We start from the raw sequence: 23,847 nt of genomic DNA, 5'->3' as shown, positions 1-23,847 counted from the left end.
GCGCGCGGCGGAAACTGGCGCTATGGCGCACGGACTTCACAGGCAGGGGCGGGCCCTTGCGGGAGACATCCGCAAAAGGTCCACCGGTTGGGGCATCCGCCCTGAGATCCCCTGCCAAGGCGCAAACCGGAAAGGAACACGTTATGGCGCTTCCCGAATTCTCGCTGCGTCAGCTCTTGGAAGCTGGCGTTCACTATGGCCACCAGACGCAGCGCTGGAACCCCCGCATGGGCGAGTTCATCTATGGCGACCGCAACGGCATCCACATCCTGGACCTGACCCAGACCGTGCCGATGCTGGACCAGGCGCTGACCGTCATCCGCGACACCGTCGCCAAGGGCGGCCGCGTGCTGTTCGTCGGCACCAAGCGCCAGGCCCAGAAGGCCGTGGCCGAGGCCGCCGAGAAATCCGCGCAGTTCTACATGAACCACCGTTGGCTGGGCGGCACGCTGACCAACTGGAAGACCGTCAGCCAGTCGATCAACCGCCTGAAGGCGATCGACGAGACCATGGCCGGCGGCGCCGAAGGCCTGACCAAGAAGGAGCGTCTGCAGCTGGAGCGCGAGCAGACCAAACTGCAGGCCTCGCTGGGCGGCATCCGCGACATGGGCGGCCTTCCCGACCTGCTGTTCGTCATCGACGTGAACAAGGAAGACCTGGCCATCCTGGAAGCCAAGAAGCTGGGCATCCCGGTCGTGGCCGTGGTCGACACCAACTGCTCGCCCGATGGCGTGGACTACATCATCCCGGGCAACGATGACGCGGCGCGCGCCATCGCGCTCTATTGCGACCTGGCCAGCCGTGCCGCGCTGGACGGCATGTCCGCGCAGATGGGCGCCGCCGGCGTCGACTTGGGCTCGCTGTCGGATGCCCCCGAAGAGCTGCTGGACGAGCCCGCGACCGAGGAAAAGGCCGAGGCCTGATCCCCGCCGCCCAAGGCTTTCACGGAATTGTCGTCAGGCGGGGATAAGCCCCGCCTGACGCGTTGACATCAGAGGAGACGGATATGGCAATCACCGCAGCGATGGTGAAGGAACTGCGCGAGACCACCGGCGCAGGCATGATGGACGCCAAGAAGGCCCTGACCGAAACCGACGGCGACATGGAAGCGGCCATCGACTGGCTGCGCACCAAGGGTCTGGCCAAGGCCGCCAAGAAATCCGGCCGCGTGGCCGCCGAAGGCCTGGTGGCCGTCGCCGTCAAGCCCGGCAAGGGCGTCGCGGTCGAGGTGAACTCGGAAACCGACTTCGTCGGCAAGAACGAGGAATTCCAGGCCATGGTCCGCAAGATCGCGCAGGCCGCGCTGAACGTGGACGATGTCGAGGCGCTGAAGAACGAACAGATCGACGGCAAGCCGGTCTCGGAGATCCTGACCGACGCCATCGCCAAGATCGGCGAGAACATGTCGCTGCGCCGCATGGTCGTCGTGACCGCGCCGACCGTGGTGCATTACGTCCACAACGCGGCCGCCGACGGCATGGGCAAGATCGGCGTGCTGGTCGGCCTGGACGGCGGCAACGAGGAAATCGGCCGCCAGATCGCGATGCATGTCGCCGCGACCTCGCCCGCCTCGCTGGACGAGAACGACCTGGACCAGGCCCTGGTCGAGCGCGAGAAGCAGGTCCTGACCGAGCAGGCCCGCGAATCGGGCAAGCCCGAGGCCGTCATCGAGAAGATGATCGAGGGCCGGATGAAGAAGTTCTTCGAGGAGGTCACGCTGACCGGCCAGAAGTTCGTCATCAACCCCGACCTGACCGTGGCCGAGGCCGCCAAGGAGCAGGGCGCGACGATCAAAGGCTTTGCCCGCGTCGCCGTCGGCGAAGGCATCGAGAAGAAGGAAGAGGATTTCGCAGCCGAGGTCGCCAAGACCCTGTCCGGCGCCTGATCCCAGCCTCTGCCAAAGACGAATGCCGGTCCGAAAGGGCCGGCATTTTTCGTGGCGGGACCCTTTGGGGGCGGTACCTGCCAAGGCAACAAGGCAGGCACCGCCTGTTCCTGACACTTGCGTGTCACCACTCACGGAACGGGGTGATGTGACGCAGGTTGGGGTCCGAGCGAAACGGAGGAAAACCCTACCCTTGCAGCTTGAAGGGCATGCTGGGCATGCGCGACGCAAAGAGTTGATCGGTCACATGCGCCTTCAGCACGGCCTGGGACGTGGTCTCGACCCCCAAGGCCTCGCGCGCCAGGCGCATGTGCTTTTCGACCGTGGCGGGGGTGATGCCCAGGATCATCGCGATCTCGCCCACGGTCTTGCCGGCGGAGCGCCAGCCCAGGACCTCGCGCTGGCGGGGGGTCAGGGTGGCGGGGGGCGGGGTGCGCTGCATCGTGGCGATGCGCATGTGCATCACCCAGGACAGGACCCGCGCCTCGCGCCCCTTGGTGGCCCAGAGCCGGTCATGGGCGCAGGGCCCGGTGCCGCGGCCGGGAAACAGGATCACCGCGCCCACGCTGTGCAGCACCTTGTCGCGCAGGCTGATGATCTGGGCCTGGCCCAGCCCCGCCTGCGTGGCCAGCGCCAGCGAGGGCGAGGCCTGGCCCATCCGCGCCTGCAGGTCGCGCGCGCTGATGTCGCCGTCATTCTGCAGCACCCACGTGACCCAGGGGTCGTTGTCCAGATCATCCAGTTGCTGGGCACGCGCGATCAGGTCGTCCGACAGGGTGGTGAAGACGACGGGATTGTCGCGCAGCAGCCCCCGCGGCACGCTGAGCATGAAGCGCGCCGCGTAAAGGGCATGGTCGAAGCCCATCGCGGCGACGGCATCCAGATAGATCTGGCGGATTTCGGGGACGGTCGCGGCATCCAGAAGGCGTTCGATGAAACCTGACAACATAGAAGTAAGCGCTCAAATACACGTCATAAAGATGTATAGGATGACGGCCCGCGGGATTTGCCAAGGGGGAAAGTGCCGAAACTGCTGTGGAATGGGGGCGGGCATCTGGACCTGGGCTGCCCGGTCATGCCAAGGACGGGGCGTCGGATTCACCGGAAAGCAGGGGTGCCATGGCCTTCATCATCGCCATCGACGGACCGGCCGCATCGGGCAAGGGCACCATCGCCCGCGCCTTGGCCGGACATTTCGGGTTTCATCATCTGGATACCGGGATGCTCTATCGTGCGACGGGGGCCAAGGGGGGCGACCCGGTCGCGGCGGCGCGCGGCCTGACCCCGGCCGATCTGGCGCGCGACGACTTGCGCAGCGCCGAGGCGGGCCAGGCCGCCAGCCGCATCGCCGCGATCCCCGAGGTGCGCGCGGCCTTGGTCGATTTTCAGCGCCGCTTTGCGGAGCAGGCGCCGGGCGCGGTCCTGGACGGGCGCGACATCGGCACGGTCATTTGCCCGGGGGCTGCGGTGAAGCTCTATGTCGTGGCATCCGACGAAGTACGGGCGGCGCGGCGCGCGGCCGAGCTGGGCGCCGATCCGGACGAGATGCTGGCCCAGCTGCGCGAGCGCGACCTGCGCGACAGCCAGCGCGCCGCGGCGCCGCTGCGTCCGGCGGATGATGCGGTGGTTCTGGATACCAGCGCGCTGAGCATCGAGGATGCCGTGGCCCGGGCCATCGCGCTGGTCGAGCGGGCGCGGTAAGGGGGCTGCCGCCCCCTCCGGGCCGTGCCGGCCCGTCACCCCCGCGGGTATTTGGGCAACGGAGAAGGGCTCAGGGGGCGATGATCTCGAACCGGGTCACGTCGACCATGCCGCGATCGGTGATCTTCAGCGCGGGGATCACGGGGAGGGCCAGGAAGGCCAGTTGCAGGAACGGCTCCTCCAGCGGGGTGTCGAGGCTGGCTGCGGCCTGGCGCAGGCGGATCAGGTCGTCGCGGACCTGTTCGAAGGGCGCGAGGCTCATGAGGCCCGCGACGGGAAGGGGCAGTTCGGCCAGGATGCGGCCCTCGCAGGCGACGACGAAGCCGCCCTCGAGCGCAGTGAGGCGGTTCGCGGCCAAGGCCATGTCGTCGTAATCCACGCCCACGACCGCGATGTTGTGATGGTCATGGCAGAAGGTCGAGGCGATCGCCCCGCGCGAAAGCCCGAAGCCGCGCACGAAGCCCGTGGCGATGTTGCCGTTCTTGCCGTGGCGTTCGATCACCGCGATGCGGCCCAGGTCGCGGGTCGGTTCGGGGCGCTTGTCGCCGTCTTGGGGGGCGATCTCGACCGTGAGGTGTTCGGTGATGATCTTGCCGTCGAGGATGCCGATGACCGGTGTCTCGGTGCGGTTGCCGGGGCTGCGGAAGTCCTGCGCGGTGACCTGGGGGGCGCGGACCGAGGCGCGGCCAACCGGGGCAAGGGGGGGGCGTGCCGCGAAGGCTGCGTCATCGACCACGCGCCCGCCGGCCAGGACCAGTTTCGCGTGGCACCCCTGCAGGCTGTCGATGGCCACGATGTCGGCGCGCAGGCCGGGGGCGATCAGCCCGCGATCCTTGAGGCCGAAGGCCTCGGCCGCGGAGAGGGATGCCGCGCGATAGGCCGCCAGCGGTGATGTGCCGAGCGCGATCAGGCGGCGAATCATATAGTCGAGGTGCCCGTGTTCGGCGATGTCCAGCGGGTTGCGGTCATCGGTGCAGAGGCAGAGATAGGGGCTGGTCACGTCGGTCAGGATGGGCGCCAGCGCGTCCAGGTCCTTGCTGACCGAGCCTTCGCGGATCAGCACGCGCATCCCCTTGCGCAGCTTTTCCAGCGCCTCGGCTGCGGTGGTGGCCTCGTGTTCGGTGCGGATGCCGGCGGCGATATAGGCGTCGAGATCGGCGCCGGTCAGTTGCGGGCAGTGGCCGTCGACATGGCCGCCGGCGAAGAGGCGCAGCTTGGCCATGGCGACGGGGTCGCGGTGGATCACGGCGGGATAGTTCATGAACTCGGCCAGGCCGATGGCCGAGGGGTGGTTCATCACCTGGGCCAGGTCCTGGGCCTCGATCCGGGCGCCCGAGGTCTCCATGTCGGTGGAGGGGACGCAGGAGGAGAGCTGGACGCGCAGGTCCATCAGCAGATGCTCCGAGGCCTGCTGGAACCAGCGGATGCCATCGAGGCCGATGACGTTCGCGATCTCGTGCGGGTCGCAGATGGCGGTGGTGATGCCGCGGGGCGTCACGCAGCGGTCGAATTCATGCGGGGTGACGAGGCTGCTTTCGACATGCAGATGCGTGTCGATGAAACCGGGGACCAGGGTCAGGCCGGTCACGTCGATGATGCGCGCACCGTCATGGCTGCCGATGCCCGCGATGCGGTCGCCGCAGATGGCGACGTCGCCCGTGATCATCGTGCCGGTGATCAGGTCGAAGATCTGGCCGCCGCGCAGGACGATGTCTGCGGGTGCGTCGCCGCGGGCGGTGGCGATGCGGCGTTCGAGGTCGTCCATGGGTGCCTCCGGCGGATGGGTGGGGAAGGGGGCTTCCGCCCCCTCTGGGCCGGTGGCCCATTCACCCCCGAGGGTATTTGCGCAACGGAGAGGCCGCTAGGGGGTCCAGCGCAGGAAGTTCGAGATCAGGCGCAGGCCGACGGCCTGGGATTTCTCCGGGTGGAACTGGGTGCCCAGGATGTTGTCGCGCCCGACCACGGCGGTGACCGGGCCACCATAGTCGACATGGGCTAGAAGATGCGCGGGATCATCGACCTGGAATTGCCAGCTGTGGACGAAATAGGCGTGATCGCCGGTCGCGATGCCGTCGAGGACCGGGTGCGGCCGGTCGATCACCAAGTCGTTCCAGCCCATATGCGGGACCTTGAGGCCAGGCGCCGCGATGGCCTGGATCTGGCCGCCGATCCAGTCGAGGCCGGGGGTCTCGCGGTATTCATGGCCTGTGGTGGCCAGCATCTGCATGCCGACGCAGATCCCCAGGAAGGGGACGCCGCGGGTCAGCACGGCCTCGCGCAGGGCCTCGGCCATGCCGTCGACCTGGCCCAGGGCCGTGCGGCAGGCCGGAAAGGCCCCGTCGCCGGGCAGCACGATGCGGTCGGCGCGTGCCGCCACATCGGGGTCCGAGGTGACCACCACCTGGGCATCCGCGTCGCGGCCCATCAGCTGGAAGGCCTTTTCGGCGGAATGGAGGTTGCCGCTGTCATAGTCGATCAGGGCGACGCGCATCACAGCGCCCCCTTGGTCGAGGGCAGGACGCCCGCCATGCGGGGGTCGGGCTCGACCGCCTCGCGCAGGGCGCGGGCGACGGATTTGAAGGCGGCCTCGGCGATGTGGTGGCTGTTCAGCCCGTGGATGCGGTCGACATGCAGCGTGATGCCGCCATGGGTGGACAGGGCTTGGAAGAATTCGCGCACCAGTTCGGTGTCGAAGCTGCCGATCTTTTCGGACGGGAAATCGACGTTCCAGACCAGGAAGGGCCGTGCCGACAGATCCAGCGCGCAGCGGATCAGCGAATCGTCCATCGCCAGAAGGAAGCTGCCATAACGACGGATGCCGGTCTTGTCGCCCAGTGCCGCGACCAGGGCCTGGCCGATGGCGATGCCCGTATCCTCGACCGTGTGGTGATCGTCGATATGCAGATCGCCCGTTGCCCGGATGGTCATGTCGATCAGAGAATGGCGCGACAGCTGGTCCAGCATGTGATCGAAGAACCCGACCCCCGTGCGGTTGTCATAGACCCCCGTGCCGTCGAGGTTCAGCGTGACCTCGATCGCGGTCTCGGCGGTCTTGCGGGTGATCGTGGCCTTGCGCATGGGATGTCCTTTCCGTCGGGCTGCCTTATTGGGGCCGCCTCACAGGGCCGCCTTATAGGGCCGCCCGACCGCGCAGCCAAGCGGATGCGGCGCGGGCGGGGCAGGGAACTTTCGGCGCCCCGGTGGCCTTTCTGACGAATTCGTGAGAGAACAGTCAACCCGGCCGCAGGATGGCCGGGACTGCACCCCGAACCGGACATAATCTGAAAGGGACAGATGTCACAGCCACCCAAGGACCGACCCGCCCGCGATCCCGCCCGCGATCCCGCCCGCGACCGCGCGCGCGAGGAAGACGCGCTGCGTGGACGCATTCCGCCCGGAAAGGCCGCGAAGGCGCCGCCTCCACCCCCGCCGCTGCCCGTCGAGGAGGAGGGGGTCGAGCCGCTGCCGGAGCCGGAGGGCCCGACCGAGATCATCGACACCGAATACACCATCGGTCAGGACAATATCGAGGGCACCGGACGCGTGCCCTATGACATCCACAACCCGGTCTTCGGGATATCGGCCGCTGCGGTGGTGATCTTCACCATCGTCACGCTGATGTTCCCGGGCCAGCTGGAGCCCGCCTTCTCCGGGCTGCGCGACGCGCTGACGGGGAACCTGGACTGGTTCTTCATGCTGGCGGGCAACGTCTTCGTGCTGCTCTGCCTGGGGCTGATCGTCTCGCCCCTGGGCTCGGTGCGCCTGGGCGGGCCGGATGCCACGCCGGACTTCAACCTGACGGGCTGGTTCGCGATGCTTTTTGCCGCGGGCATGGGGATCGGGCTGATGTTCTATGGCGTCAGCGAGCCGCTGGGCCATTTCGAGGCCGCGATGGGCGGCACCGTCACCGAAGGCGGGCTGCGCACCGACTGGGCCCCCCTGGGCGGCGCCGAGGGCAATGCCGAGGAGGCCCGCCGCCTGGGCATGGCCGCCACGATCTTTCACTGGGGCCTGCACCCTTGGGCGATCTATGCGGTGGTCGCGCTGGCGCTGGCGCTGTTCGCCTATAACAAGGGGCTGCCGCTGACCCTGCGCAGCGTCTTCTATCCGATCTTCGGGGAACGGATCTGGGGCTGGCCGGGCCATGTCATCGACATCCTGGCGGTGCTGGCCACGACCTTTGGCCTCGCGACCTCGCTGGGGCTGGGGGCGGAACAGGCGACGGCCGGGCTGGCCTTCCTGTTCGGGCTGGGCGACGGCAATGTCACAAAGGTCGTGCTGATCGTGGCGATCACGCTGGTCGCGGCCGTGTCGGTCGTCGTCGGCGTGGAAAAGGGCGTCAAGCGCCTGTCCGAGCTGAACATGGGGCTGGCCGTCCTGCTGCTGATCTTCGTGATCGTGGTGGGGCCGACCATGGCAATCCTGACCGGCTTCTTTGCCAATCTGGGCGCCTATGCGACCGAGCTGCTGCCGCTGTCCAACCCCTTCGGGCGCGATGACGACAATTTCCGCCAAGGCTGGACGGCGTTCTATTGGGCATGGTGGATCAGCTGGTCGCCCTTCGTGGGCATGTTCATCGCCCGCGTGTCGCGCGGCCGCACCGTGCGCCAGTTCCTGACGGCGGTGCTGATCGTGCCCTCGCTGATCTCGGTCCTGTGGATGACGGCGCTTGGCGGCACGGCCATCGACATCACCCTGGGCGGCTATACCGGCATCCTGGACGCCCCGCTGGAGCTGGAGCTGTTCCAGATGCTGAACCAGCTGCCCTTGGCCGCGATCACCAGCTTTGTGGGGATCGTGCTGGTGGTGGTGTTCTTCATCACCTCCTCGGACAGCGGATCGCTGGTGATCGACACGATCGCGGCGGGCGGCAAGATCAACGCGCCCGTGCCGCAGCGCATCTTCTGGGTGGGGATCGAGGGCGCCGTGGCCATCGCCCTGCTGCTGGGCGGCGGGCTGATCGCGCTGCAGGCGATGGCGGTCTCGACCGGGCTGCCCTTCACCGTGGTGCTGCTGGGGGCCTGCTATGCGCTGGTCAAGGGCCTGATCGCGGAACGGCGCGAACTGGCCTGACCGGCCCTTGGGTGCGGGCGGTTTCGCCGCCCGCGCCCGTCCCTGCGCTTGTCATGGGGGCCCACGGGTGCGAAAACCGTCAAAACCGCCACCGAAGGACCCCGCAGATGAGCGACATCACCGCCAGCGAACGCCGGCTCAGCGCCGCTCTGGACCGTCTGGACCAGCTGCTGGACCGGCCCGCGCCGCAACCGGACCATGCCCCCGGCCTGGACAACCTGCAGGCGCGGCTGGACGCCGCGACCGAACAGGCCGCCCGCCTGTCCGCCGCGAACGAGGATCTGATCGCCGCCAATCGCGACCTGCTGGAGGCCCAGCAGACCGGCGGCATCGGCCCCGACGAGGCCCGCGCCGCGCTGGAGGCTGAACTGTCGGCCCTGCGCGCCGCCCGCGCCGCCGAGATGACCCAGATGAGCGAGATCATGGCCGAGCTGGAGCGTCTGCTGGCCGAGGATCCCCCCGCCATCGATGCCGAACCCGATGCCGCGATGGCGCAGGAATTGCAGGGCGATGCGGGCGGTCTGCCCGATGACGGCGACACCCCCCGGACCGAGGAACGCTGACATGGCCGAAGTCGAGTTCACCATCGGACACAAGGAATACCGCGTCGGCGCTGCCGATGGCGAGGAACGCCTGCTGGAACGGGCCGCCCAGATCCTGGATGCCGAGGCGCGCCAGATCCTGGAACAGGCGGGCCGTGTCCCCGAGCCGCGCCTGCTGCTGCTGGCGGGGCTGATGCTGGCCGACCGCTTCGCCACGCTGGAGGAACGCGCCGACCGGGCCGAACGCCAGGTCACGCGCCTGCAGCAGAACCCGCCCCGGGTCGAGGTGCCGGTGATCCCGCCGGACCTGCGCGAGGCGATGGCCGAGCTGGCCGCCCGCGCCGAATCGCTGGCCGACCGGCTGGAGGAGCAGCGCGGCGCCTAGGCCTCGCCCAGAAAGGCGGCCAAGGTCTCGGCCACGGCCTCGGGGGCGTCGGCATGCAGCCAATGCCCCGCATCTTTCAGCGTGACGATGCGCGCTTGGGGAAAGACGGCGCGCAGCGCGGCCTCGCCATCCGGGCCGACATAATCGGACCGCGCGCCGCGCAGCGCCATGACCGGGCCGTCGAAGGTCCCCTGCGGCAGGTCGTCGGGCCAGCCCACGATTGCGGGCATGGCCGCGCGCAGGGCCCCCAGGTTCAGCCGCCAGACCGGCGGATCGGCCTTCAGGTCCAGGTTCTGCAGCAGGAAGGCGCGCGTCCCCGCATCGGGCACCGCATCGGCCAGCGCGGCATCGGCCTGGCTGCGGCGGGTGATGGCGGTCGTGTCCAGCGCCTCCATCGCGTCGATATAGCGGGTCTGGTCATGGGCATAGGCGATGGGCGCGATATCCATGACGACCAGCCGCCGCACCGCCTGCGGGCGCGTCAGGGCCAGGGCCATCGCGGCCTTGCCGCCCATGGAATGGCCGACCAGGTCCACCCGCCCGCCCAGATCGTCGATCAGCCCGCCCAGGTCATCGGCCAGCGCCCGATAGTCGGCGCGGTCGTCATGCGGGCTGTCGCCGTGATTGCGCAGGTCCACCGTCACGACGCGGCGCGTCTGCGACAGGCGGCGGGCCTGGGCGCCCAGGTTGCGGCCTTGGCCATAGAGGCCGTGGACCAGCAGGATCGGCAGGCCGTCCTGCGGCCCGGTCTGGATGTGATGCAGCTTCATGGCGGCCAGCTTACGGCGTCTGGCGCGGCGGTTCCATCCCGACTATCCTGCCCCGATGACGCGCCGAAAGCCCTGCTTTTCCGACATTCCCGCCATGGCCCAGGAGGTCGCGGAGCTGATCGCATCGCGCATGGGCGGCGTCGCGCGGGGCGAATCGCCGGACCTGTCGGTGATGCTGCAACGACGGGGCGCGGCGCTGCCCGCCCGGCTGCGCCGCCGCGCCGCGCGGCTGGCCCGGGCCCAGCAATGGGCGCATCAGCCCCGCATCGCGCGCCAGCTGCCCGCGGCGGCCTTGGCGCGCGATCACGCCGCGCTGGTCGCGCATCTGCGGCCGATGGGGGCGCTGACCCGCTGGCAGGGCCGCGCGACCGGGCTGGCGGCGCGGCTGATGCTGGCGATGCTGCTGCTGGGGGCGGGCGCGGTCTGGATCGCGCTGCAGCGGGGCTGGCTGTAACGCCTTGCAGATGATGCAAGGCAGGCTTGCCCGCCCAGGCCTTGCCAAGCCGCGGTCAAGCTGATGTGAGGGCTAACATGCCCCTTCCGCAAGGACCGATCCGATGACCCGAGCCGCCGATCACCGCACCGCCATCCTGGCCTTGGCCTTGGGGGCCTTTGCGATCGGCACGTCGGAATTCGCGGCGATGGGGCTGCTGCCCTTCTTTGCCGCCGATCTGGGCCTGACCGAGCCGCAGGCGGGCCATGTCATCAGCGCCTATGCCTTGGGCGTCGTGGTCGGCGCGCCGCTGACCACGATCATGGGCGCGAGGCTGCCGCGCAGGCGGTTCCTGGCGGCGCTGATGGCGTTCTACGGCATCGTGAACCTGGCGGCGGCGGCGATGCCGGGGCTGGCCTCGCTGACGGGGATGCGGTTCCTGGCCGGGCTGCCGCATGGCGGGTTTCTGGGGGTCGCGATGCTCTATGCGGCGGATGCGCTGCCTGCGGGGCAGCGGGCGCGGGGGGCGGCGCGGGTGATGCTGGGGCTGACGGTGGCCAATATCTTCGGCGTGCCGCTGGCGGGCTGGATGGGGCAGGCGATCGGCTGGCGGTGGGGCTTCGCCCTGCCCGGGGTGATCGCGCTGGTCTCGGCCTGGCTGATCCTGCGATGGGCGCCGCGGGTCGGCGGCAATCCCCATGCGCGGCCTTGGGACGAGCTGGCCGCGCTGCGCAATCCGCGCGTGCTGTGGGTGCTGGCGGTGGGGGCGATCGGCTTCGGCGGGCTGTTCGCGGTCTATGCCTTCCTGACGGCGGCGATCCTGGCCACGACGGATGCGCCGGGCTGGGTCGTGCCCGCGACGCTGGCGGTCTTCGGGATCGGCGGCACCTTGGGCACCTGGGGGGCGGGCCGCCTGACCGAGGTGCTGGGCGTGGATCGCGCGGCCTTTGCCAGCCTGGCCGCGATGGCCGCGACGCAGGGCTTCGCGGCTTGGGCGGTGGGCGACTGGCCGATGATGGTGCTGTCATCCTTTCTGATCGCGGCGGGGGCGGGGCTGGTCATCCCGCTGCAGACGCGGCTGATGGATGTGGCGGGCCGCGCGCAGAACATGGCCGCCGCGATGAACCACGCGGCCTTCAACGCGGCCAATGCGCTTGGCCCGTTCCTGGCGGGGCTGGCCTTGGCGGCGGGCTGGGGCTGGCGGGCGCCGGGGCTGGTGGGCGTCGCGCTTACGGCCCTGGGTGCGGTCGTTCTGGCGCTGGCCGTCCGACAGGAACAGAGATCGACGGCGGCGGCAGCGACCGCAGGATGACCTGGCGCGAGGTCGAGGCGAATTCGCGCCTCAGCGTCACGAACAGCACCACCCCCGTCCCCGCGACCAGCCCCCAAGGTCCGGCCAGCCAGGTCAGCGACCCAAGCGCGAAATAGACGCTGCGCAGCCCCGCATTGAAGTTCCGCGCCGCGGTGATGTTCAGATCCGCCGCCTGCATGGCGCGCTGCATCGCCACCGGATCGTCGGGCAGGTTCGGCACCGATGCCATCGTCACCGCGCAATAGCCGAACAGCCGATGCGCCCAGACAAATTTCAGGAAGGCATTGACCACGAAGAACATCGTGACCAGCAGGCGCATCTCGTATCCGGTGCCCGCGATGCCGTCGATGTCCAGGTCGCGCACGATGCCGCGCAGCCTTTCTCCATTGCCGATCAGCGCCAGCAGGCCGCCCGTCGCGATCATGCAGGCGCTGGCGAAGAAGGCCGTCCCCTCGCGCAGGCTGGCCAGGATGTTGCCGTCGAAGATGCGGTTGTCGCGCCCCACGAACTGCCGCATCCATTCGCGCCGGAACCGCGTCATCAGCACCGAGACCGAGGGCCGCCCCGCAGGCGGGCTTTCCGTCAGCCAGCCGACCAGCAGCCAGGCCGCGAAAAGCAGCCCCACCGCGATCAGGTCGGTCAGGGCCAGGCGGGCGTTCCAGAGCATCTCCAGCGTCATCGGTCTCTCTCTGCGGCGGCGGAACGCCTTGTAAAGGGGGGCGTCCGCGCCTAGGGTCGGGAAGGCGCGGGGGGATGCGCCGTCACAAAGGGGGAGGATGCCATGATCCAGCTGCCTCAGCCAGATGCGGCCGTTCTGGCCCGGCGCGGCGCCATCGTCGAGGCCCTGCGCGCGGCGCTGCCCGGCGCGGTGATCGACGACCCGGCCGAGACGCGGGCCTATGAATGCGACGCGCTGTCGGCCTATCGCTGCGCGCCGCTGGCCGTGGTGCTGCCCCGATCGACCGAGGAGGTCGCGCGCCTCTTGCGCCTGTGCCACGACCTGCGCGTGCCGGTCGTGCCGCGCGGCGCGGGCACCAGCCTGGCGGGCGGGTCGATGCCCACCCAGGACGCGGTCGTGATCGGCCTGTCGCGCATGACCGAGGTGCTGGAGATCGCGCCCGAGGATCGGCTGATCCGCGTCCAGGCGGGGCGCACGAACCTGTCGGTCTCGGGCGCGGTGGACGGGCTGGGCTTCTTCTATGCGCCCGATCCGTCCAGCCAGCTGGCCTGCGCCATCGGCGGCAATATCGCGATGAATTCGGGCGGGGCGCATTGTCTGAAATACGGGGTCACCACCAACAACCTGCTGGGCGCGCGGGTCGTGCTGATGGACGGGTCCGTCGTCGATCTGGGCGGCCCGATGGGCGAGGGGCCGGGGCTGGACCTGCTGGGCGTCATCTGCGGCTCCGAGGGCCAGCTGGGCATCGTGACCGAAGCGACGCTGCGCATCCTGCCCAAGCCCGCGGGCGCGCGCCCCGCGCTGATCGGGTTCGACGCGGCCGAAACGGCGGGCGCCTGCGTGGCCGCCATCATCCGCGCCGGCATCATCCCCGTCGCGATCGAGTTCATGGACGCACCTTGCATCAAGGCCACCGAGGAATTCTCGGGCGCCGGCTATCCCGATTGTCAGGCGCTGCTGATCGTCGAGGTCGAGGGCACCCCCCCCGAGATCGACGAACAGCTGGCCCTGATCCGCGACATCGCCATGACCTTCGACCCGGTCGCGTTCCGCGAGAGCCGTTCGGCCGACGAATCCGCCCGCATCTGGAAGGGACGGAAATCCGCCTTCGGCGCGATGGGCAGCATGGGCGACTATATCTGCCTGGACGGCACGATCCCCGTCACCGCCCTGCCCACGGTGCTGTCGGGCATCGGCGATCTGTCGCGGCAATACGGGCTGGCCGTGTCGAACGTCTTCCATGCGGGCGACGGCAACATGCACCCGCTGATCATCTATGACGCCAACACCCCCGGCGATCTGGACCGGGCCGAGGCGCTCGGCGCTGACATCCTGCGCCTCTGCGTCCAGGTCGGCGGCTGCCTGACCGGCGAACATGGCGTCGGCATCGAAAAGCGCGACCTGATGGCCGAACAGTTCGCCCCCGCCGATCTGGAGGCGCAGATGCTGGTCAAGGACGCTTTCGATCCGCATTGGCTGCTGAATGCGGCCAAGGTGTTCCCGCTGGATGTCAGCGCCCCGCGCCGCGACCGCCGCCTGAACCGGCCCGCCGATGCGGCCTGAGACCGAGGCGCAGCTGGCGCAGATCATCCGCGACGCGACCGGCCCCCTGTCGATCACCGGCGGCGCCACGCGCCTCTGGCCGGGCGAGGGGCAGGCCGCGCGGCTGGACATGACCGCCCTGACCGGCGTGACCCTCTACGAGCCCGAGGCGCTGACCTTGGTCGTCCGCGCCGGCACCCCGCTGGAGGAGGTCCGCCAGACCCTCGCCGCCGAGGGCCAGATGCTGGGGTTCGAACCGATGGGCGCCCCCGGATCGACCATCGGCGGCGTGGCCGCGACCAATGCCAGTGGCCCGCGCCGGGTGCAGGCGGGCGCGGCCCGCGATGCCATGCTGGGCCTGCGCTTCGTGGACGGGCAGGGTCAGGTCATCAGCAATGGCGGCCGGGTGATGAAGAACGTCACAGGCTATGACCTGGTCAAGCTGTTGGCCGGCAGCCGCGGGACCCTGGGCACGCTGACCCAGATCAGCCTCCGCACCGCCCCCATCCCCCCCGCGACCGTGACGCTGGCCCTGCCGGATCTCGACGCCGCTTCGTCCATCCCGGCCCTGACCACGGCCCTCGGCGGCCCCTTCGACGTCTCGGGCGCGGCCTGGCTGCCCGGCCACGGCGCACTGATCCGGCTGGAGGGGTTGGCCGCCTCGGTCAAGGCCCGCGCCGCCGACCTGACCGCGCGCCTGCAATCCTTCGGCACCGTCCGGGACGGCGATCCCGAGGCATGGCTTCTCTGTTGCCCAAATACCCATGATCCCGACCGCGACACCTGGCGCATCATCTGCCGCCCAAGCGAGGCGCCCGCGCTGCTCACCCACCTGCCCGCACCGCACTCGCTGGATTGGGGCGGCGCGCTGATCCATGTCGCCCTGCCGCAGGGCCAAACCCCGGACCTGCCCGCCTTCTCGGGCCATGCCCGCCGGATCACCAGCGCGCCCGCGATCCTGCCCGCCCCCGACCCCCTGACCGCCCGGTTGGAGCGTGACCTCCGCGACCGCTTCGACCCGCGCGGCCTCTTTGGAAGCCCCGCCTGATGCAGACCCATTTCTCGCCCGAACAGCTGTCCGACCCGATGACCGCGCGGTCGAACAAGGTGCTGCGGACCTGTGTTCATTGCGGCTTCTGCACGGCGACATGTCCGACCTATCAGGTGCTGGGGGACGAGCTGGACAGCCCCCGCGGCCGCATCTACCTGATCAAGGAGATGCTGGAATCCGGCCGTCCCGCGGACGCAAAGACCGTCACCCATATCGACCGCTGCCTGGGGTGCCTGGCCTGCATGACGACCTGCCCCTCGGGCGTGCATTACGCGCATCTGCTGGAACATGCGCGCGAGCATATCGAGCAGACCTATCGCCGCCCCGCCATGGACCGGATACTGCGATGGGTCCTGAAATTCGTGCTGCCGCATCCGGGGCGGTTCCGGCTGGCGCTGATGGGGGCGCGGATCGCGCGGCCCTTCAAGGCGCTGATGCCGGACCGGCGCCTGAGGGCCATGCTGGAGATGGCACCCAAGGCGATCCCCCCGGTCAGCCGCAATGATGACGGCCAGACCTTCCCGGCTGAGGGCACCCGCCGGGCGCGGGTCGCGCTGATGATCGGCTGCGCGCAGCGGGCGCTGAACACCGACATCAATGACGCCACCATCCGCCTGCTGCAGCGTGCAGGGGTCGAGGTCGTCATTCCGCGTGATTTCGGCTGCTGCGGCGCGCTGACCCTGCATATGGGGCAGGAGGGTGACGGCAAGGCCCGCGCCCGCGACAGCATCCGCCGCCTGCTGGCGGCCGAGCGGGACGGGCCGCTGGATGCGGTGATCATCAACACCTCGGGCTGCGGGACGACGATCAAGGATTACGGGCATCTGTTCAAGGGCGACGCGATCGAGGCCGATGCGCGCCGCGTGGCGGGGCTGGCGCGTGACGTGACCGAGTTCCTGGTCGGGCTGGGCCTGCCCGCCCGGACGGGCGATCAGGGGCTGGGGATGCGGGTCGCCTATCACTCGGCCTGTTCGCTGCAGCATGGCCAGCAGGTGCGCGCCGCGCCCAAGGACCTGCTGGCGGCGATGGGGTTTGCGGTGGTCGAGCCCGCCGACCCGCATCTGTGCTGCGGATCGGCGGGGACCTACAACCTGCTGCAGCCCGCGCTGTCATCCGAGCTGAAGGCCCGCAAGGTCGCCACGCTGGAGGCGGTCGCGCCCGAGGTGATCGCCGCCGGCAATATCGGCTGCATGATGCAGATCGGCGGCGGAACGGCGGTGCCGGTGGTCCATATGGTCGAGCTGCTGGACTGGGCCACGGGCGGGCCCAAACCGCCTGCCTTGGGGTCTTGAAACCGGATTTCGGCGATCTAGATTCAGGGAACCGGCGGCCATGATGGCGTCGGTTTCCTGCCCGCCCGGTTCCGGGGGGCGACCCTGAACATCGCTTGAAACAGGATGTGAGACATGCGCAATTTCGATCTGACCCCGCTCTATCGTGCCTCGGTCGGCTTTGACCGGCTGGCTGATGTCATGGACCGCGCCATGACCGCCGATGTGGCGACGACGACCTATCCCCCCTACAACATCGAGAAGACCGGCGAGGATGCCTATCGCATCTCGATCGCGGTGGCGGGCTTTGCCGCCGACGACCTGAATGTCGAGATGCGCGACGGCGCTGTCATCGTCTCGGCCCGCAAGGCGGACGAGGACGAGGGCCGGACTTTCCTGCATCGCGGCATCGCCACCCGCGCCTTCGAGCGCAAGTTCACCTTGGCCGACCATGTTCGGGTGGAGGGCGCGAGCCATGTGGACGGCATGCTGCATATCGACCTGATCCGCGAGATCCCCGAGGCCCTGAAGCCCCGCCGGATCGAGATCGCGAAGGCCACGCCGAAGGTCGAGAAACTGGACGCCTGATTGCGTCCCGCGACGGCCGGGGGGCAGGCCCCCCGGACCCCCCGAGGCCGCGCCCCGTCACGCGGCCTTTTTCCGTCAAAGGCGGCGGCGGGCGCGCAGGGCGGCGGTGATCGTGCCGTCGTCGAGATAGTCCAGCTCGCCCCCGATGGGCACGCCCTGGGCGAGGCCTGTCACTGTGACGTTCGTCCCCTCCAGCGCATCGGCGATGTAATGGGCGGTGGTCTGGCCGTCCACGGTCGCGTTCAGCGCCAGGATCACCTCGGAGATGCGATCCTCGTGGATGCGGGCCAAGAGGGCGGGGATGCCCAGATCGTCGGGCCCGACCTCGTCCAGCGCCGAGAGGGTGCCGCCCAGGACGTGATAGCGGCCGCGGAAGGCCCGGCCCCGTTCCAGCGCCCAGAGATCGGCCACGTCCTGGACCACGCAGATCTCGCCCGTGGCGCGGGCGGGATCGGTGCAGATCGCGCATTCGTCGCGATCGGTGATATTGCCGCAGACGATGCATTCGCGCGAGTTCCGCGCCACCCGGTCCAGCAGCTGGGACAGCTGGGCCATCTGCTGGCTGCGGCGCTGGACCAGTTGCAGCACGATGCGGCGCGCGGAACGCGGCCCGAGGCCCGGCAGCCGGGCCATCAGCGCGATCAGCGCCTGGATGTCGTCGCCGCCTTGGTCCATCGGCGTCAGAAGGGCAGCTTCATGCCGGGCGGCAGGCCCAACCCCTCGGTCATGCGCGACATCTCGGACTGCATCTTCTCCTCGGCGGCGCGTTGGGCATCCTTGATGGCGGCCAGGATCAGGTCCTCGACCACCTCCTTTTCCGACGGCACGAAGATCGAGGGGTCGATCTCCAGCGCGGTCAGCTCGCCCTTGGCGGTGCAGGTCGCGCGAACCAGGCCCGCGCCGGATTCGCCGGTCACCGTCATGCGGGCCAGGTCTTCTTCCATCTGGCCCATCTTGTCCTGCATGTCCTTGGCGGCCTTCATCATCTTGGCCATGTCGCCAAGACCGCCCAATCCCTTGATCATCGTTCAGTCCTCATCCTCGAAGGGGTCCCATTCCTCAACCTCGGCCACCGGGCCTTCGGTTCCGTCATGGGGGTTCTGCGCGCCCTCGGCCTCGATCCGGGGTTCGGGGGGCGGGGCGGCGCGGGTGACGCCGGTCAGCGTGGCGTCGGGGAATGCCGCCAGCACCTGCTGCACGATGGGCAGGGCCAGGGCGCGGTCGCGGGCGGCGCGGGCCGCGGCCTCGCGCGTCTCGGCGATGGTGGGGGCGCCGTCCTCGTTGGTGACGGTCACCGCCCAACGCTGGCCGTTCGTCCAGCCGCGCAGCCGTTCGGCCAGGCGCTGCGCCAGATCGGCGGGCGGGTTGTCGCGGGGCTGGAACTCGATCCGGCCGGGGCTGTAGCGGACCAGCGCGACATGGCGTTCGACCAGCACCAACAGCGTCATGTCCCGCATCCGCGCGATCAGGTCCACGACCGAGGCGAAGTCGGGAAAGCCCTCGACCACCTCGGGGGCCGCGGCCAGCGCGGCGGCGGTCCCGGCCTGGGCCTGCACCGCCGGTGCCGGGCGGGCGCGGCGCGACGCCTGCGGCTGCGACGAGGTCTGCGCGCCCGCCACCGCGGGGCCGCGGGCGAATTCGCCTGCCGTCTGCGCCTGCTGGACGCGGCGGATCAGCGCCTCGGGGTCGGGCAGGTCGGCGACATGGGTCAGCCGGATCACCGCCATCTCGGCCGCCATCATCGCGTTGGGCGCGGCGGACACCTCCTCCAGCGCCTTCAGCAGCAGCTGCCACATCCGCGACATGACCCGCATCGGCAGCCGGTCGGCCAGGTCCCGCCCGCGCGCGCGTTCGTCGGGCGAGATCGTCGGATCCTCCAGCGCGTCCGGCGTGATCTTGACGACCGAGATCCAATGCGTGACCTCGGCCAGGTCGCGCAGCACGGCCACGGGATCGGCCCCGTCGGCATATTGGGATTGCAGTTCGGCCAAGGCGCTGGCGGCGTCGCCGCGCATGATCATCTCGAACAGGTCCAGCACCCGGCCCCGATCCGCCAGGCCCAGCATGGCGCGGACCTGATCGGCGGTGGTCTCGCCCGCGCCATGGCTGATCGACTGGTCCAGCAGGCTGGTCGCGTCGCGGGCCGACCCTTCGGCCGCCCGCGTGATCAGCGCCAGCGCATCATCGGTGATGGTCGCGCCCTCGGCCGCGGCGATCCGCTGCAGCAGGGCGATCATCACCTCGGGCTCGATCCGGCGCAGGTCGAACCGCTGGCAGCGCGACAGGACGGTAACGGGAACCTTGCGGATCTCGGTCGTGGCGAAGATGAATTTCACATGCGGAGGCGGCTCCTCCAGCGTCTTCAGCAGCGCGTTGAACGCGCTGGTCGACAGCATGTGGACCTCGTCGATGATGTAGATCTTGTAGCGCGCCGATGCCGCCCGGTAATGCACCGATTCGATGATCTCGCGGATGTCGCCCACGCCGGTGCGCGATGCGGCGTCCATCTCCATCACATCGACATGGCGGCCCTCGGCGATGGCCAAGCAATGCTCGCAGATGCCGCAGGGTTCGGTGGTGGGGCCGCCCTGGCCGTCGGGGCCGATGCAGTTCATGCCCTTGGCGATGATGCGCGCGGTGGTCGTCTTGCCGGTGCCGCGGATGCCCGTCATGATGAAGGCCTGGGCGATGCGGTCGGCGGCGAAGGCGTTCTTCAGCGTGCGGACCATCGCATCCTGGCCCACCAGGTCGGCGAAGGTCTCGGGCCGGTATTTCCGGGCCAGAACCTGATATGCGGAAGTGGTGTCGGTCATCGGTCCCTCGGGCGTCGCGCCACCTTAGCGGGGCCGCGCAGGGGCCACAACCGGATCAGGCCGCCAGCAGCCCGATGCCCCGCGCCCCCGCGATCAGGTCGGGGGCCAGGTAATCGGCATGCTCGCCCGACAGGGGCACCATGTCGGGCACCTGCACCACCGTCATGCCCGCCGCGCGGGCGGCGATGGCGCCCACATCGCTATCCTCGAAGGCCAGGCAGCGGTCGGGCGCCAGCCCGAGCCGCTCGGCCGCCAGCAGATAGACGTCGGGCGCGGGCTTGGGGCTGGGCACGTCGCTGCGGGTGACGACGATGGTGAAGCTGTCGGTCAGCCCCGCCGCGGCCAGCTTTTCGCGCGCCTGGTCGCGGGTGCTGGATGTGGCGATGGCGAAGGGGATGGATGCCTCGCGCAGCGCCCGCAGCATCGGCTCCACCTGGGGGCGCAGCGGGATGCCGTCGCGGTCGCGGCGTTCGATCAGCGCCTCGGCCCACATCCGGTCCAGATGGGCGAAGTCGAAATCGTCGCCCAGATGGCGGCGCAGGATCCCGCGCGAGGTCGGCTCGTCAAAGCCCACCAGCGATTCCAGCAGGCCCGGCGGCACCTGGCGGCCCATGCGCGACAGCGCGGCCTCGCCCGTCTCAATGGTCATCTGTTCCGTCGCAAGCAGCGTCCCGTCGAGGTCGAAGATCACGGCGTCGAAACGGGGCAGCGGCATGGCGGGTCCTTTCCAAGATTGCCCCACCGACATGGACCGCCATGCGGGCCGGGGCAAGGCCCCCGGGCTGCATGGCGGCCTTGCGGGCGGGTCAGTCCAGCGCCCGCGCGATCGCGTCGAAGACGATCATCGGGTCCACCGGCTCGCGGTCCAGCGGCTTGGGCTGGGCCATATGCGCGGCGATCACCACCCCGCGCGCGGGGTTGATATAGATGTTCTGGCCCTGGATCCCGACCGCGGCGAAGGCGCCGTCGTTGATCGCATCCTCGGTCCAGCCGGGCCACCACATGTAGCCGTAATCGAGGGGCGTTCCGTCCGACAGGGTCTGGGGCGCGCCCGCGACCGTGGTCCAGTCCTCGGGCAGGACCGCGCGGCCGTCGATCACGCCGCCCTCCAGGAAGAACTGGCCGAAGCGGGCAAAGTCGCGCAGCGTCGCGGCCAGGCCCGATCCGGCGATCTCGGTCCCGTCGGGGCTGTCCAGCCACCATGTCGCGTCCGATTCCATCCCCGCGGGCACCCAGATCCGTTCGGACAGGTAGTCGGACAGGGTCATGCCGGTCGCACCGCGGATGATCTCGGCCAGGACCTGCGTCTCGCCGGTGGAATAGGTGTGGTGGCTGCCCGGCGGATGGGCGCGGGGCAGAGCGGCCATCACCTCCATCGCGGCGCCGGGGCGCTGTTCGATCTGGGCGCGCAGCAAGTCGCGGCGGTCGGACGAGGGGTCGGTATAGGTCTCGTTCCAGGCCACGCCCGACGCCATCAGCAGGATGTCATGCAGGGTCACGCCGTCATAGGCGCTGCCCTCCAGCGCGGGGACATGGGTGGTGACCAGATCGTCCAGCCCCCCAACATGGCCGTCCACGATCGCCGCCCCCAGCAGGGTCGAGGCGATGGATTTCGCCACCGACATGGACATCCAGCGCGTGTCGGGCCTGTTGCCGCGCTGATAGGTCTCATAGGCGATCCGGCCGTCCTTCAGCACGATCAGCCCGGTCACGTTGTCCAGCGCCAGGAAATCGTAGAGGTCCCATTCCGCGCCGTCGACCTCGAAGCGCAGCGTCGCCTCCAGGTCGACCGGCGCCTCGGGCAGGGGGCGCGGGTCGTCGCCCGCGCGGATGGTGCGCGAGGGGAACAGCCGGTCGATGTTGCGGAACGTGCTGACCGCCAGGTCCGGCGTCAGATGCCCGTCATAGACCTGTTCGATCGTGCCGATGGGTTCGTCCGCATGCGGGTTCTGGGCCAGGGCCGCGGCGGGTGCCAGCATCAGGGCCAGCAGAGAGGGGATGGTTCGTGTCATGGGGCCTCCTTCCGTGAGAATGGAGACAGGGATTTGCACGGAATGCAAGTCAGTCGGGGATGACCAGGATCGCGCGGAAGTCGTTCACATTGGTCAGGGTCGGCCCGGTGCGCAGCAGATCACCGGTCGCGTCGAACAGGGTATGGCTGTCGTGATCATCGAGCGCGCGGCGCGGCGTCAGGCCCTGGGCCGCGGCGCGGGCCAGAAAGTCGGGGCCGATCAGGGCGCCCGCGGCATCCTCGGTCCCGTCGATGCCGTCGGTATCGGCGGCCAGGGCGTGAATGCCCGGATGGCCGCGCAGCGACAGCGCCAGGGACAGCAGGAATTCCGTGTTGCGCCCGCCGCGCCCGGCGCGGTCGCGGATGGTGACGGTCGTCTCGCCCCCCGAAAGCAGGACGGCGGGGGCCGGGGCGGGGGTGCCGTGGGCGGCGACGGCGCGGGCGATGCCGGCCATGGCGATGCCCAGCTCGCGCGCCTCGCCCTCCAGCGCGTCGCCCAGCAGGATAGGGGTGACGCCGGCGGCGCGGGCGATGCGGGCCGCGGCCTCCAGCGACATCTGGGGGGTGGCGATCAGGCGGTAATCGGGGTCGGCCAGCGGGCGCGGGTCGGGCGTCTCGGCCAGCAGGCGCGCGGCGGCGGGCGGCAGGTCGGGGCCGAGCCGGGCGACCAGATGCGACAGATCCTCGGCGGCCGAGGGGTCGGGCACCGTCGGCCCCGACGCGATGGCCGCCGGATCGTCGCCCGGCACGTCCGATATGGCCAGCGTCACCACCCGCGCGGGCGCGGCCGCATGGGCCAGCCCGCCGCCCTTGATGCAGGACAGGCGGCGGCGGACCCGGTTCATGTCCTCGATCGTCAGGCCCGATCGCAGCAGCAGCCGGTTCACCGCCTGCTTGTCCTGCAGCGTCAGCGGCGGGCGCGGGGCGGCCATCAGCGCCGAGCCCCCGCCCGAGATCAGCACCAGCACCAGGTCATCCGGCCCCGCCGCGCGGGCCAAGGCCAGGATCTCGGTCGCGGCAGCCTCGGATGCGGCGTCGGGGACGGGATGGGCGGCCTCGCGCACGGTGATGCGGCGGGTGGGGGTGGCATGGCCGTGGCGGGTGACGACGGTGCCCTGCAGATCGACATCGGGCCAAGCGGCCTCGACCGCGGCGGCCATGGCGGCGGCGGATTTCCCGGCCCCCAGCACGATGCAGCGCCCGCGCGGCGGGTCGGGCAGGTGCCCCGCCAGCACCGAGGCGGGATCGGCGGCATCCACCGCGGCATCGAACATGCGGCGCAGCAGCGCGCGGGCGTCGTCATCGGTCATGGGACCCTCCTGCCCGGCAGTCTGGGCCGGGGGCAGGCGGGGTGCAAGCATGCGAAAGGGGCCGACAGCGAACTGTCGGCCCCCATCGATCAGGTCATGCGCGGATCAGTGCTTGTGTTCCGGCATTTCCTTCAGGCTGTCCTTGGTCCAGGACGTGACGGCGTGGACGGTGCCGCTTTCGTCGCGCATCAGGTCCAGCTGCTGCACGGGGACCAGCACGGATTTCGCGCCGATGCCCAGAAAGCCGCCGACCTCGACCACGACCTGGGCGGCGTCGCCCGTGCCATGGGTGTGCGAGATGGTGCCGACCTTCTCATCGCCGGGGCCATAGACGGTTGCGCCGTTCAGGACGGCCTCGGTATATTCGGTCGAATTCAGGCGCTGGTGGTTCGCATGATCCATGACATGCTCCTCTGTTGCGGTTCTGCCTATCAACGTGGCGGCGCGATGCGCGTTCCATGGGCAGGCCCGCCTCGGAAGG

Annotated in this window: 25 protein-coding genes; 12 read left to right on the top strand and 13 right to left on the bottom strand. The window is 69.9% G+C overall.

Features of this window, described 5'->3' with window-relative positions:
- The first annotated feature begins 143 nt into the window (after positions 1-143).
- Positions 144-923, top strand: coding sequence for a 30S ribosomal protein S2 (gene rpsB, locus JHW48_RS11295; protein ID WP_119885696.1), 780 nt, complete (start codon positions 144-146; stop codon positions 921-923).
- A gap of 83 nt (positions 924-1,006) precedes the next feature.
- A complete protein-coding gene (tsf, locus tag JHW48_RS11290; protein ID WP_119885697.1) occupies positions 1,007-1,885 on the top strand; it encodes a translation elongation factor Ts in 879 nt (292 codons plus the stop codon).
- Between the two features lie 187 nt (positions 1,886-2,072).
- Here the strand turns inward: tsf and JHW48_RS11285 are convergent, their stop codons facing one another.
- Positions 2,073-2,831, bottom strand: a complete 759-nt coding sequence (locus JHW48_RS11285) for a helix-turn-helix transcriptional regulator (RefSeq protein ID WP_170152255.1) — start codon at positions 2,829-2,831, stop codon at positions 2,073-2,075.
- Positions 2,832-3,004: 173 nt separating this feature from the next.
- Between JHW48_RS11285 and JHW48_RS11280 the strand changes: the two genes are divergently transcribed.
- Positions 3,005-3,586, top strand: a complete 582-nt coding sequence (locus JHW48_RS11280) for a (d)CMP kinase (RefSeq protein WP_119885699.1) — start codon at positions 3,005-3,007, stop codon at positions 3,584-3,586.
- Between the two features lie 70 nt (positions 3,587-3,656).
- Here the strand turns inward: JHW48_RS11280 and ade are convergent, their stop codons facing one another.
- The 3 genes from ade to hisB form a co-directional block, all read right to left on the bottom strand.
- Positions 3,657-5,351 carry an adenine deaminase gene (gene ade / locus JHW48_RS11275; RefSeq protein ID WP_119885700.1) on the bottom strand — a complete coding sequence of 565 codons (1,695 nt, stop codon included), beginning with the start codon at positions 5,349-5,351 and terminating at the stop codon, positions 3,657-3,659.
- Positions 5,352-5,447: 96 nt separating this feature from the next.
- Positions 5,448-6,077 (bottom strand): imidazole glycerol phosphate synthase subunit HisH, encoded by a 630-nt coding sequence (hisH, locus tag JHW48_RS11270; RefSeq protein ID WP_119885701.1) that lies wholly within the window; start codon positions 6,075-6,077, stop codon positions 5,448-5,450.
- Positions 6,077-6,664 carry an imidazoleglycerol-phosphate dehydratase HisB gene (hisB, locus tag JHW48_RS11265; RefSeq protein ID WP_119885702.1) on the bottom strand — a complete coding sequence of 196 codons (588 nt, stop codon included), beginning with the start codon at positions 6,662-6,664 and terminating at the stop codon, positions 6,077-6,079. The genes hisH and hisB overlap by 1 nt, the downstream gene beginning before the upstream one ends.
- Positions 6,665-6,880: 216 nt before the next feature.
- Between hisB and JHW48_RS11260 the strand changes: the two genes are divergently transcribed.
- The 3 genes from JHW48_RS11260 to JHW48_RS11250 all read left to right on the top strand — a co-directional run bounded on the left by JHW48_RS11260 (position 6,881) and on the right by JHW48_RS11250 (position 9,586).
- Positions 6,881-8,659, top strand: coding sequence for a BCCT family transporter (locus JHW48_RS11260; protein ID WP_119885703.1), 1,779 nt, complete (start codon positions 6,881-6,883; stop codon positions 8,657-8,659).
- A gap of 107 nt (positions 8,660-8,766) precedes the next feature.
- Positions 8,767-9,222 (top strand): hypothetical protein, encoded by a 456-nt coding sequence (locus JHW48_RS11255; RefSeq protein ID WP_119885704.1) that lies wholly within the window; start codon positions 8,767-8,769, stop codon positions 9,220-9,222.
- A gap of 1 nt (position 9,223) precedes the next feature.
- Positions 9,224-9,586, top strand: a complete 363-nt coding sequence (locus tag JHW48_RS11250; RefSeq protein WP_119885705.1) for a cell division protein ZapA — start codon at positions 9,224-9,226, stop codon at positions 9,584-9,586.
- Here the strand turns inward: JHW48_RS11250 and JHW48_RS11245 are convergent.
- Positions 9,583-10,356: an alpha/beta fold hydrolase gene (locus tag JHW48_RS11245; RefSeq protein ID WP_119885706.1), complete on the bottom strand. Its 774-nt coding sequence runs from the start codon at positions 10,354-10,356 to the stop codon at positions 9,583-9,585. The genes JHW48_RS11250 and JHW48_RS11245 overlap by 4 nt on opposite strands.
- A gap of 55 nt (positions 10,357-10,411) precedes the next feature.
- Between JHW48_RS11245 and JHW48_RS11240 the strand changes: the two genes are divergently transcribed.
- On the top strand, positions 10,412-10,810 hold the full coding sequence (locus JHW48_RS11240; RefSeq protein WP_119885731.1) for a hypothetical protein: 399 nt from the start codon (positions 10,412-10,414) through the stop codon (positions 10,808-10,810).
- A gap of 103 nt (positions 10,811-10,913) precedes the next feature.
- Positions 10,914-12,101: an MFS transporter gene (locus JHW48_RS11235; RefSeq protein WP_119885707.1), complete on the top strand. Its 1,188-nt coding sequence runs from the start codon at positions 10,914-10,916 to the stop codon at positions 12,099-12,101.
- Here the strand turns inward: JHW48_RS11235 and JHW48_RS11230 are convergent.
- Positions 12,019-12,780, bottom strand: coding sequence for a DUF599 domain-containing protein (locus tag JHW48_RS11230; RefSeq protein WP_240637789.1), 762 nt, complete (start codon positions 12,778-12,780; stop codon positions 12,019-12,021). The two genes, JHW48_RS11235 and JHW48_RS11230, sit on opposite strands and share 83 nt — an antisense overlap.
- A gap of 102 nt (positions 12,781-12,882) precedes the next feature.
- Here JHW48_RS11230 and JHW48_RS11225 point away from each other — a divergent pair, with 102 nt between their 5' ends.
- The 4 genes from JHW48_RS11225 (at position 12,883) to JHW48_RS11210 (ending at position 17,232) form a co-directional block, all read left to right on the top strand.
- Positions 12,883-14,343: an FAD-linked oxidase C-terminal domain-containing protein gene (locus JHW48_RS11225; protein WP_419182385.1), complete on the top strand. Its 1,461-nt coding sequence runs from the start codon at positions 12,883-12,885 to the stop codon at positions 14,341-14,343.
- Positions 14,333-15,370 carry an FAD-binding protein gene (locus JHW48_RS11220; protein ID WP_119885708.1) on the top strand — a complete coding sequence of 346 codons (1,038 nt, stop codon included), beginning with the start codon at positions 14,333-14,335 and terminating at the stop codon, positions 15,368-15,370. Before JHW48_RS11225 ends, JHW48_RS11220 begins: the two co-directional genes overlap by 11 nt.
- Positions 15,370-16,665 (top strand): glycolate oxidase subunit GlcF, encoded by a 1,296-nt coding sequence (glcF, locus tag JHW48_RS11215; RefSeq protein ID WP_119885709.1) that lies wholly within the window; start codon positions 15,370-15,372, stop codon positions 16,663-16,665. The genes JHW48_RS11220 and glcF overlap by 1 nt, the downstream gene beginning before the upstream one ends.
- Positions 16,666-16,779: 114 nt before the next feature.
- Positions 16,780-17,232, top strand: coding sequence for an Hsp20 family protein (locus JHW48_RS11210; RefSeq protein ID WP_119885710.1), 453 nt, complete (start codon positions 16,780-16,782; stop codon positions 17,230-17,232).
- Positions 17,233-17,307: 75 nt separating this feature from the next.
- Here the strand turns inward: JHW48_RS11210 and recR are convergent, their stop codons facing one another.
- The 7 genes from recR to JHW48_RS11175 form a co-directional block, all read right to left on the bottom strand.
- Positions 17,308-17,907, bottom strand: coding sequence for a recombination mediator RecR (gene recR / locus JHW48_RS11205; protein WP_119885711.1), 600 nt, complete (start codon positions 17,905-17,907; stop codon positions 17,308-17,310).
- Between the two features lie 5 nt (positions 17,908-17,912).
- The gene (locus JHW48_RS11200; RefSeq protein WP_119885712.1) at positions 17,913-18,257 is read right to left on the bottom strand and encodes a YbaB/EbfC family nucleoid-associated protein; all 345 of its coding nucleotides are present in this window, start codon (positions 18,255-18,257) and stop codon (positions 17,913-17,915) included.
- Between the two features lie 3 nt (positions 18,258-18,260).
- Positions 18,261-20,045: a DNA polymerase III subunit gamma/tau gene (locus JHW48_RS11195; protein WP_119885713.1), complete on the bottom strand. Its 1,785-nt coding sequence runs from the start codon at positions 20,043-20,045 to the stop codon at positions 18,261-18,263.
- A gap of 55 nt (positions 20,046-20,100) precedes the next feature.
- Positions 20,101-20,760: an HAD family hydrolase gene (locus JHW48_RS11190; protein ID WP_170152256.1), complete on the bottom strand. Its 660-nt coding sequence runs from the start codon at positions 20,758-20,760 to the stop codon at positions 20,101-20,103.
- 91 nt (positions 20,761-20,851) lie between these two features.
- Positions 20,852-22,057, bottom strand: coding sequence for a serine hydrolase domain-containing protein (locus JHW48_RS11185; RefSeq protein WP_119885715.1), 1,206 nt, complete (start codon positions 22,055-22,057; stop codon positions 20,852-20,854).
- Positions 22,058-22,106: 49 nt separating this feature from the next.
- A complete protein-coding gene (locus JHW48_RS11180; protein ID WP_119885716.1) occupies positions 22,107-23,366 on the bottom strand; it encodes a glycerate kinase type-2 family protein in 1,260 nt (419 codons plus the stop codon).
- A 105-nt stretch (positions 23,367-23,471) separates the two neighbouring features.
- Positions 23,472-23,768 (bottom strand): PRC-barrel domain-containing protein, encoded by a 297-nt coding sequence (locus tag JHW48_RS11175; RefSeq protein WP_119885717.1) that lies wholly within the window; start codon positions 23,766-23,768, stop codon positions 23,472-23,474.
- Positions 23,769-23,847: the final 79 nt, after the last annotated feature.

It is taken from the genome of Paracoccus aestuarii (assembly GCF_028553885.1).
Lineage (GTDB): Bacteria > Pseudomonadota > Alphaproteobacteria > Rhodobacterales > Rhodobacteraceae > Paracoccus > Paracoccus aestuarii.
This window is presented reverse-complemented; position numbering and strand designations above follow the sequence as displayed.

Excerpts from the sequence above, each read along its gene's own strand:
- JHW48_RS11280 (WP_119885699.1), top strand. The coding sequence starts at position 3,005 with ATGGCCTTCATCATCGCCATCGACGGACCGGCCGCATCGGGCAAGGGC.
- JHW48_RS11250 (WP_119885705.1), top strand. The coding sequence starts at position 9,224 with ATGGCCGAAGTCGAGTTCACCATCGGACACAAGGAATACCGCGTCGGC.
- rpsB (WP_119885696.1), top strand. The coding sequence starts at position 144 with ATGGCGCTTCCCGAATTCTCGCTGCGTCAGCTCTTGGAAGCTGGCGTT.
- JHW48_RS11195 (WP_119885713.1), bottom strand. The coding sequence starts at position 20,045 with ATGACCGACACCACTTCCGCATATCAGGTTCTGGCCCGGAAATACCGG.
- JHW48_RS11210 (WP_119885710.1), top strand. The coding sequence starts at position 16,780 with ATGCGCAATTTCGATCTGACCCCGCTCTATCGTGCCTCGGTCGGCTTT.
- ade (WP_119885700.1), bottom strand. The coding sequence starts at position 5,351 with ATGGACGACCTCGAACGCCGCATCGCCACCGCCCGCGGCGACGCACCC.
- JHW48_RS11255 (WP_119885704.1), top strand. The coding sequence starts at position 8,767 with ATGAGCGACATCACCGCCAGCGAACGCCGGCTCAGCGCCGCTCTGGAC.
- JHW48_RS11220 (WP_119885708.1), top strand. The coding sequence starts at position 14,333 with ATGCGGCCTGAGACCGAGGCGCAGCTGGCGCAGATCATCCGCGACGCG.
- hisB (WP_119885702.1), bottom strand. The coding sequence starts at position 6,664 with ATGCGCAAGGCCACGATCACCCGCAAGACCGCCGAGACCGCGATCGAG.
- JHW48_RS11225 (WP_419182385.1), top strand. The coding sequence starts at position 12,883 with ATGATCCAGCTGCCTCAGCCAGATGCGGCCGTTCTGGCCCGGCGCGGC.
- hisH (WP_119885701.1), bottom strand. The coding sequence starts at position 6,077 with ATGCGCGTCGCCCTGATCGACTATGACAGCGGCAACCTCCATTCCGCC.
- JHW48_RS11180 (WP_119885716.1), bottom strand. The coding sequence starts at position 23,366 with ATGACCGATGACGACGCCCGCGCGCTGCTGCGCCGCATGTTCGATGCC.
- tsf (WP_119885697.1), top strand. The coding sequence starts at position 1,007 with ATGGCAATCACCGCAGCGATGGTGAAGGAACTGCGCGAGACCACCGGC.
- JHW48_RS11240 (WP_119885731.1), top strand. The coding sequence starts at position 10,412 with ATGACGCGCCGAAAGCCCTGCTTTTCCGACATTCCCGCCATGGCCCAG.
- JHW48_RS11230 (WP_240637789.1), bottom strand. The coding sequence starts at position 12,780 with ATGACGCTGGAGATGCTCTGGAACGCCCGCCTGGCCCTGACCGACCTG.
- recR (WP_119885711.1), bottom strand. The coding sequence starts at position 17,907 with ATGGACCAAGGCGGCGACGACATCCAGGCGCTGATCGCGCTGATGGCC.
- JHW48_RS11175 (WP_119885717.1), bottom strand. The coding sequence starts at position 23,768 with ATGGATCATGCGAACCACCAGCGCCTGAATTCGACCGAATATACCGAG.
- JHW48_RS11235 (WP_119885707.1), top strand. The coding sequence starts at position 10,914 with ATGACCCGAGCCGCCGATCACCGCACCGCCATCCTGGCCTTGGCCTTG.
- JHW48_RS11245 (WP_119885706.1), bottom strand. The coding sequence starts at position 10,356 with ATGAAGCTGCATCACATCCAGACCGGGCCGCAGGACGGCCTGCCGATC.
- JHW48_RS11190 (WP_170152256.1), bottom strand. The coding sequence starts at position 20,760 with ATGCCGCTGCCCCGTTTCGACGCCGTGATCTTCGACCTCGACGGGACG.
- glcF (WP_119885709.1), top strand. The coding sequence starts at position 15,370 with ATGCAGACCCATTTCTCGCCCGAACAGCTGTCCGACCCGATGACCGCG.
- JHW48_RS11185 (WP_119885715.1), bottom strand. The coding sequence starts at position 22,057 with ATGACACGAACCATCCCCTCTCTGCTGGCCCTGATGCTGGCACCCGCC.
- JHW48_RS11200 (WP_119885712.1), bottom strand. The coding sequence starts at position 18,257 with ATGATCAAGGGATTGGGCGGTCTTGGCGACATGGCCAAGATGATGAAG.
- JHW48_RS11260 (WP_119885703.1), top strand. The coding sequence starts at position 6,881 with ATGTCACAGCCACCCAAGGACCGACCCGCCCGCGATCCCGCCCGCGAT.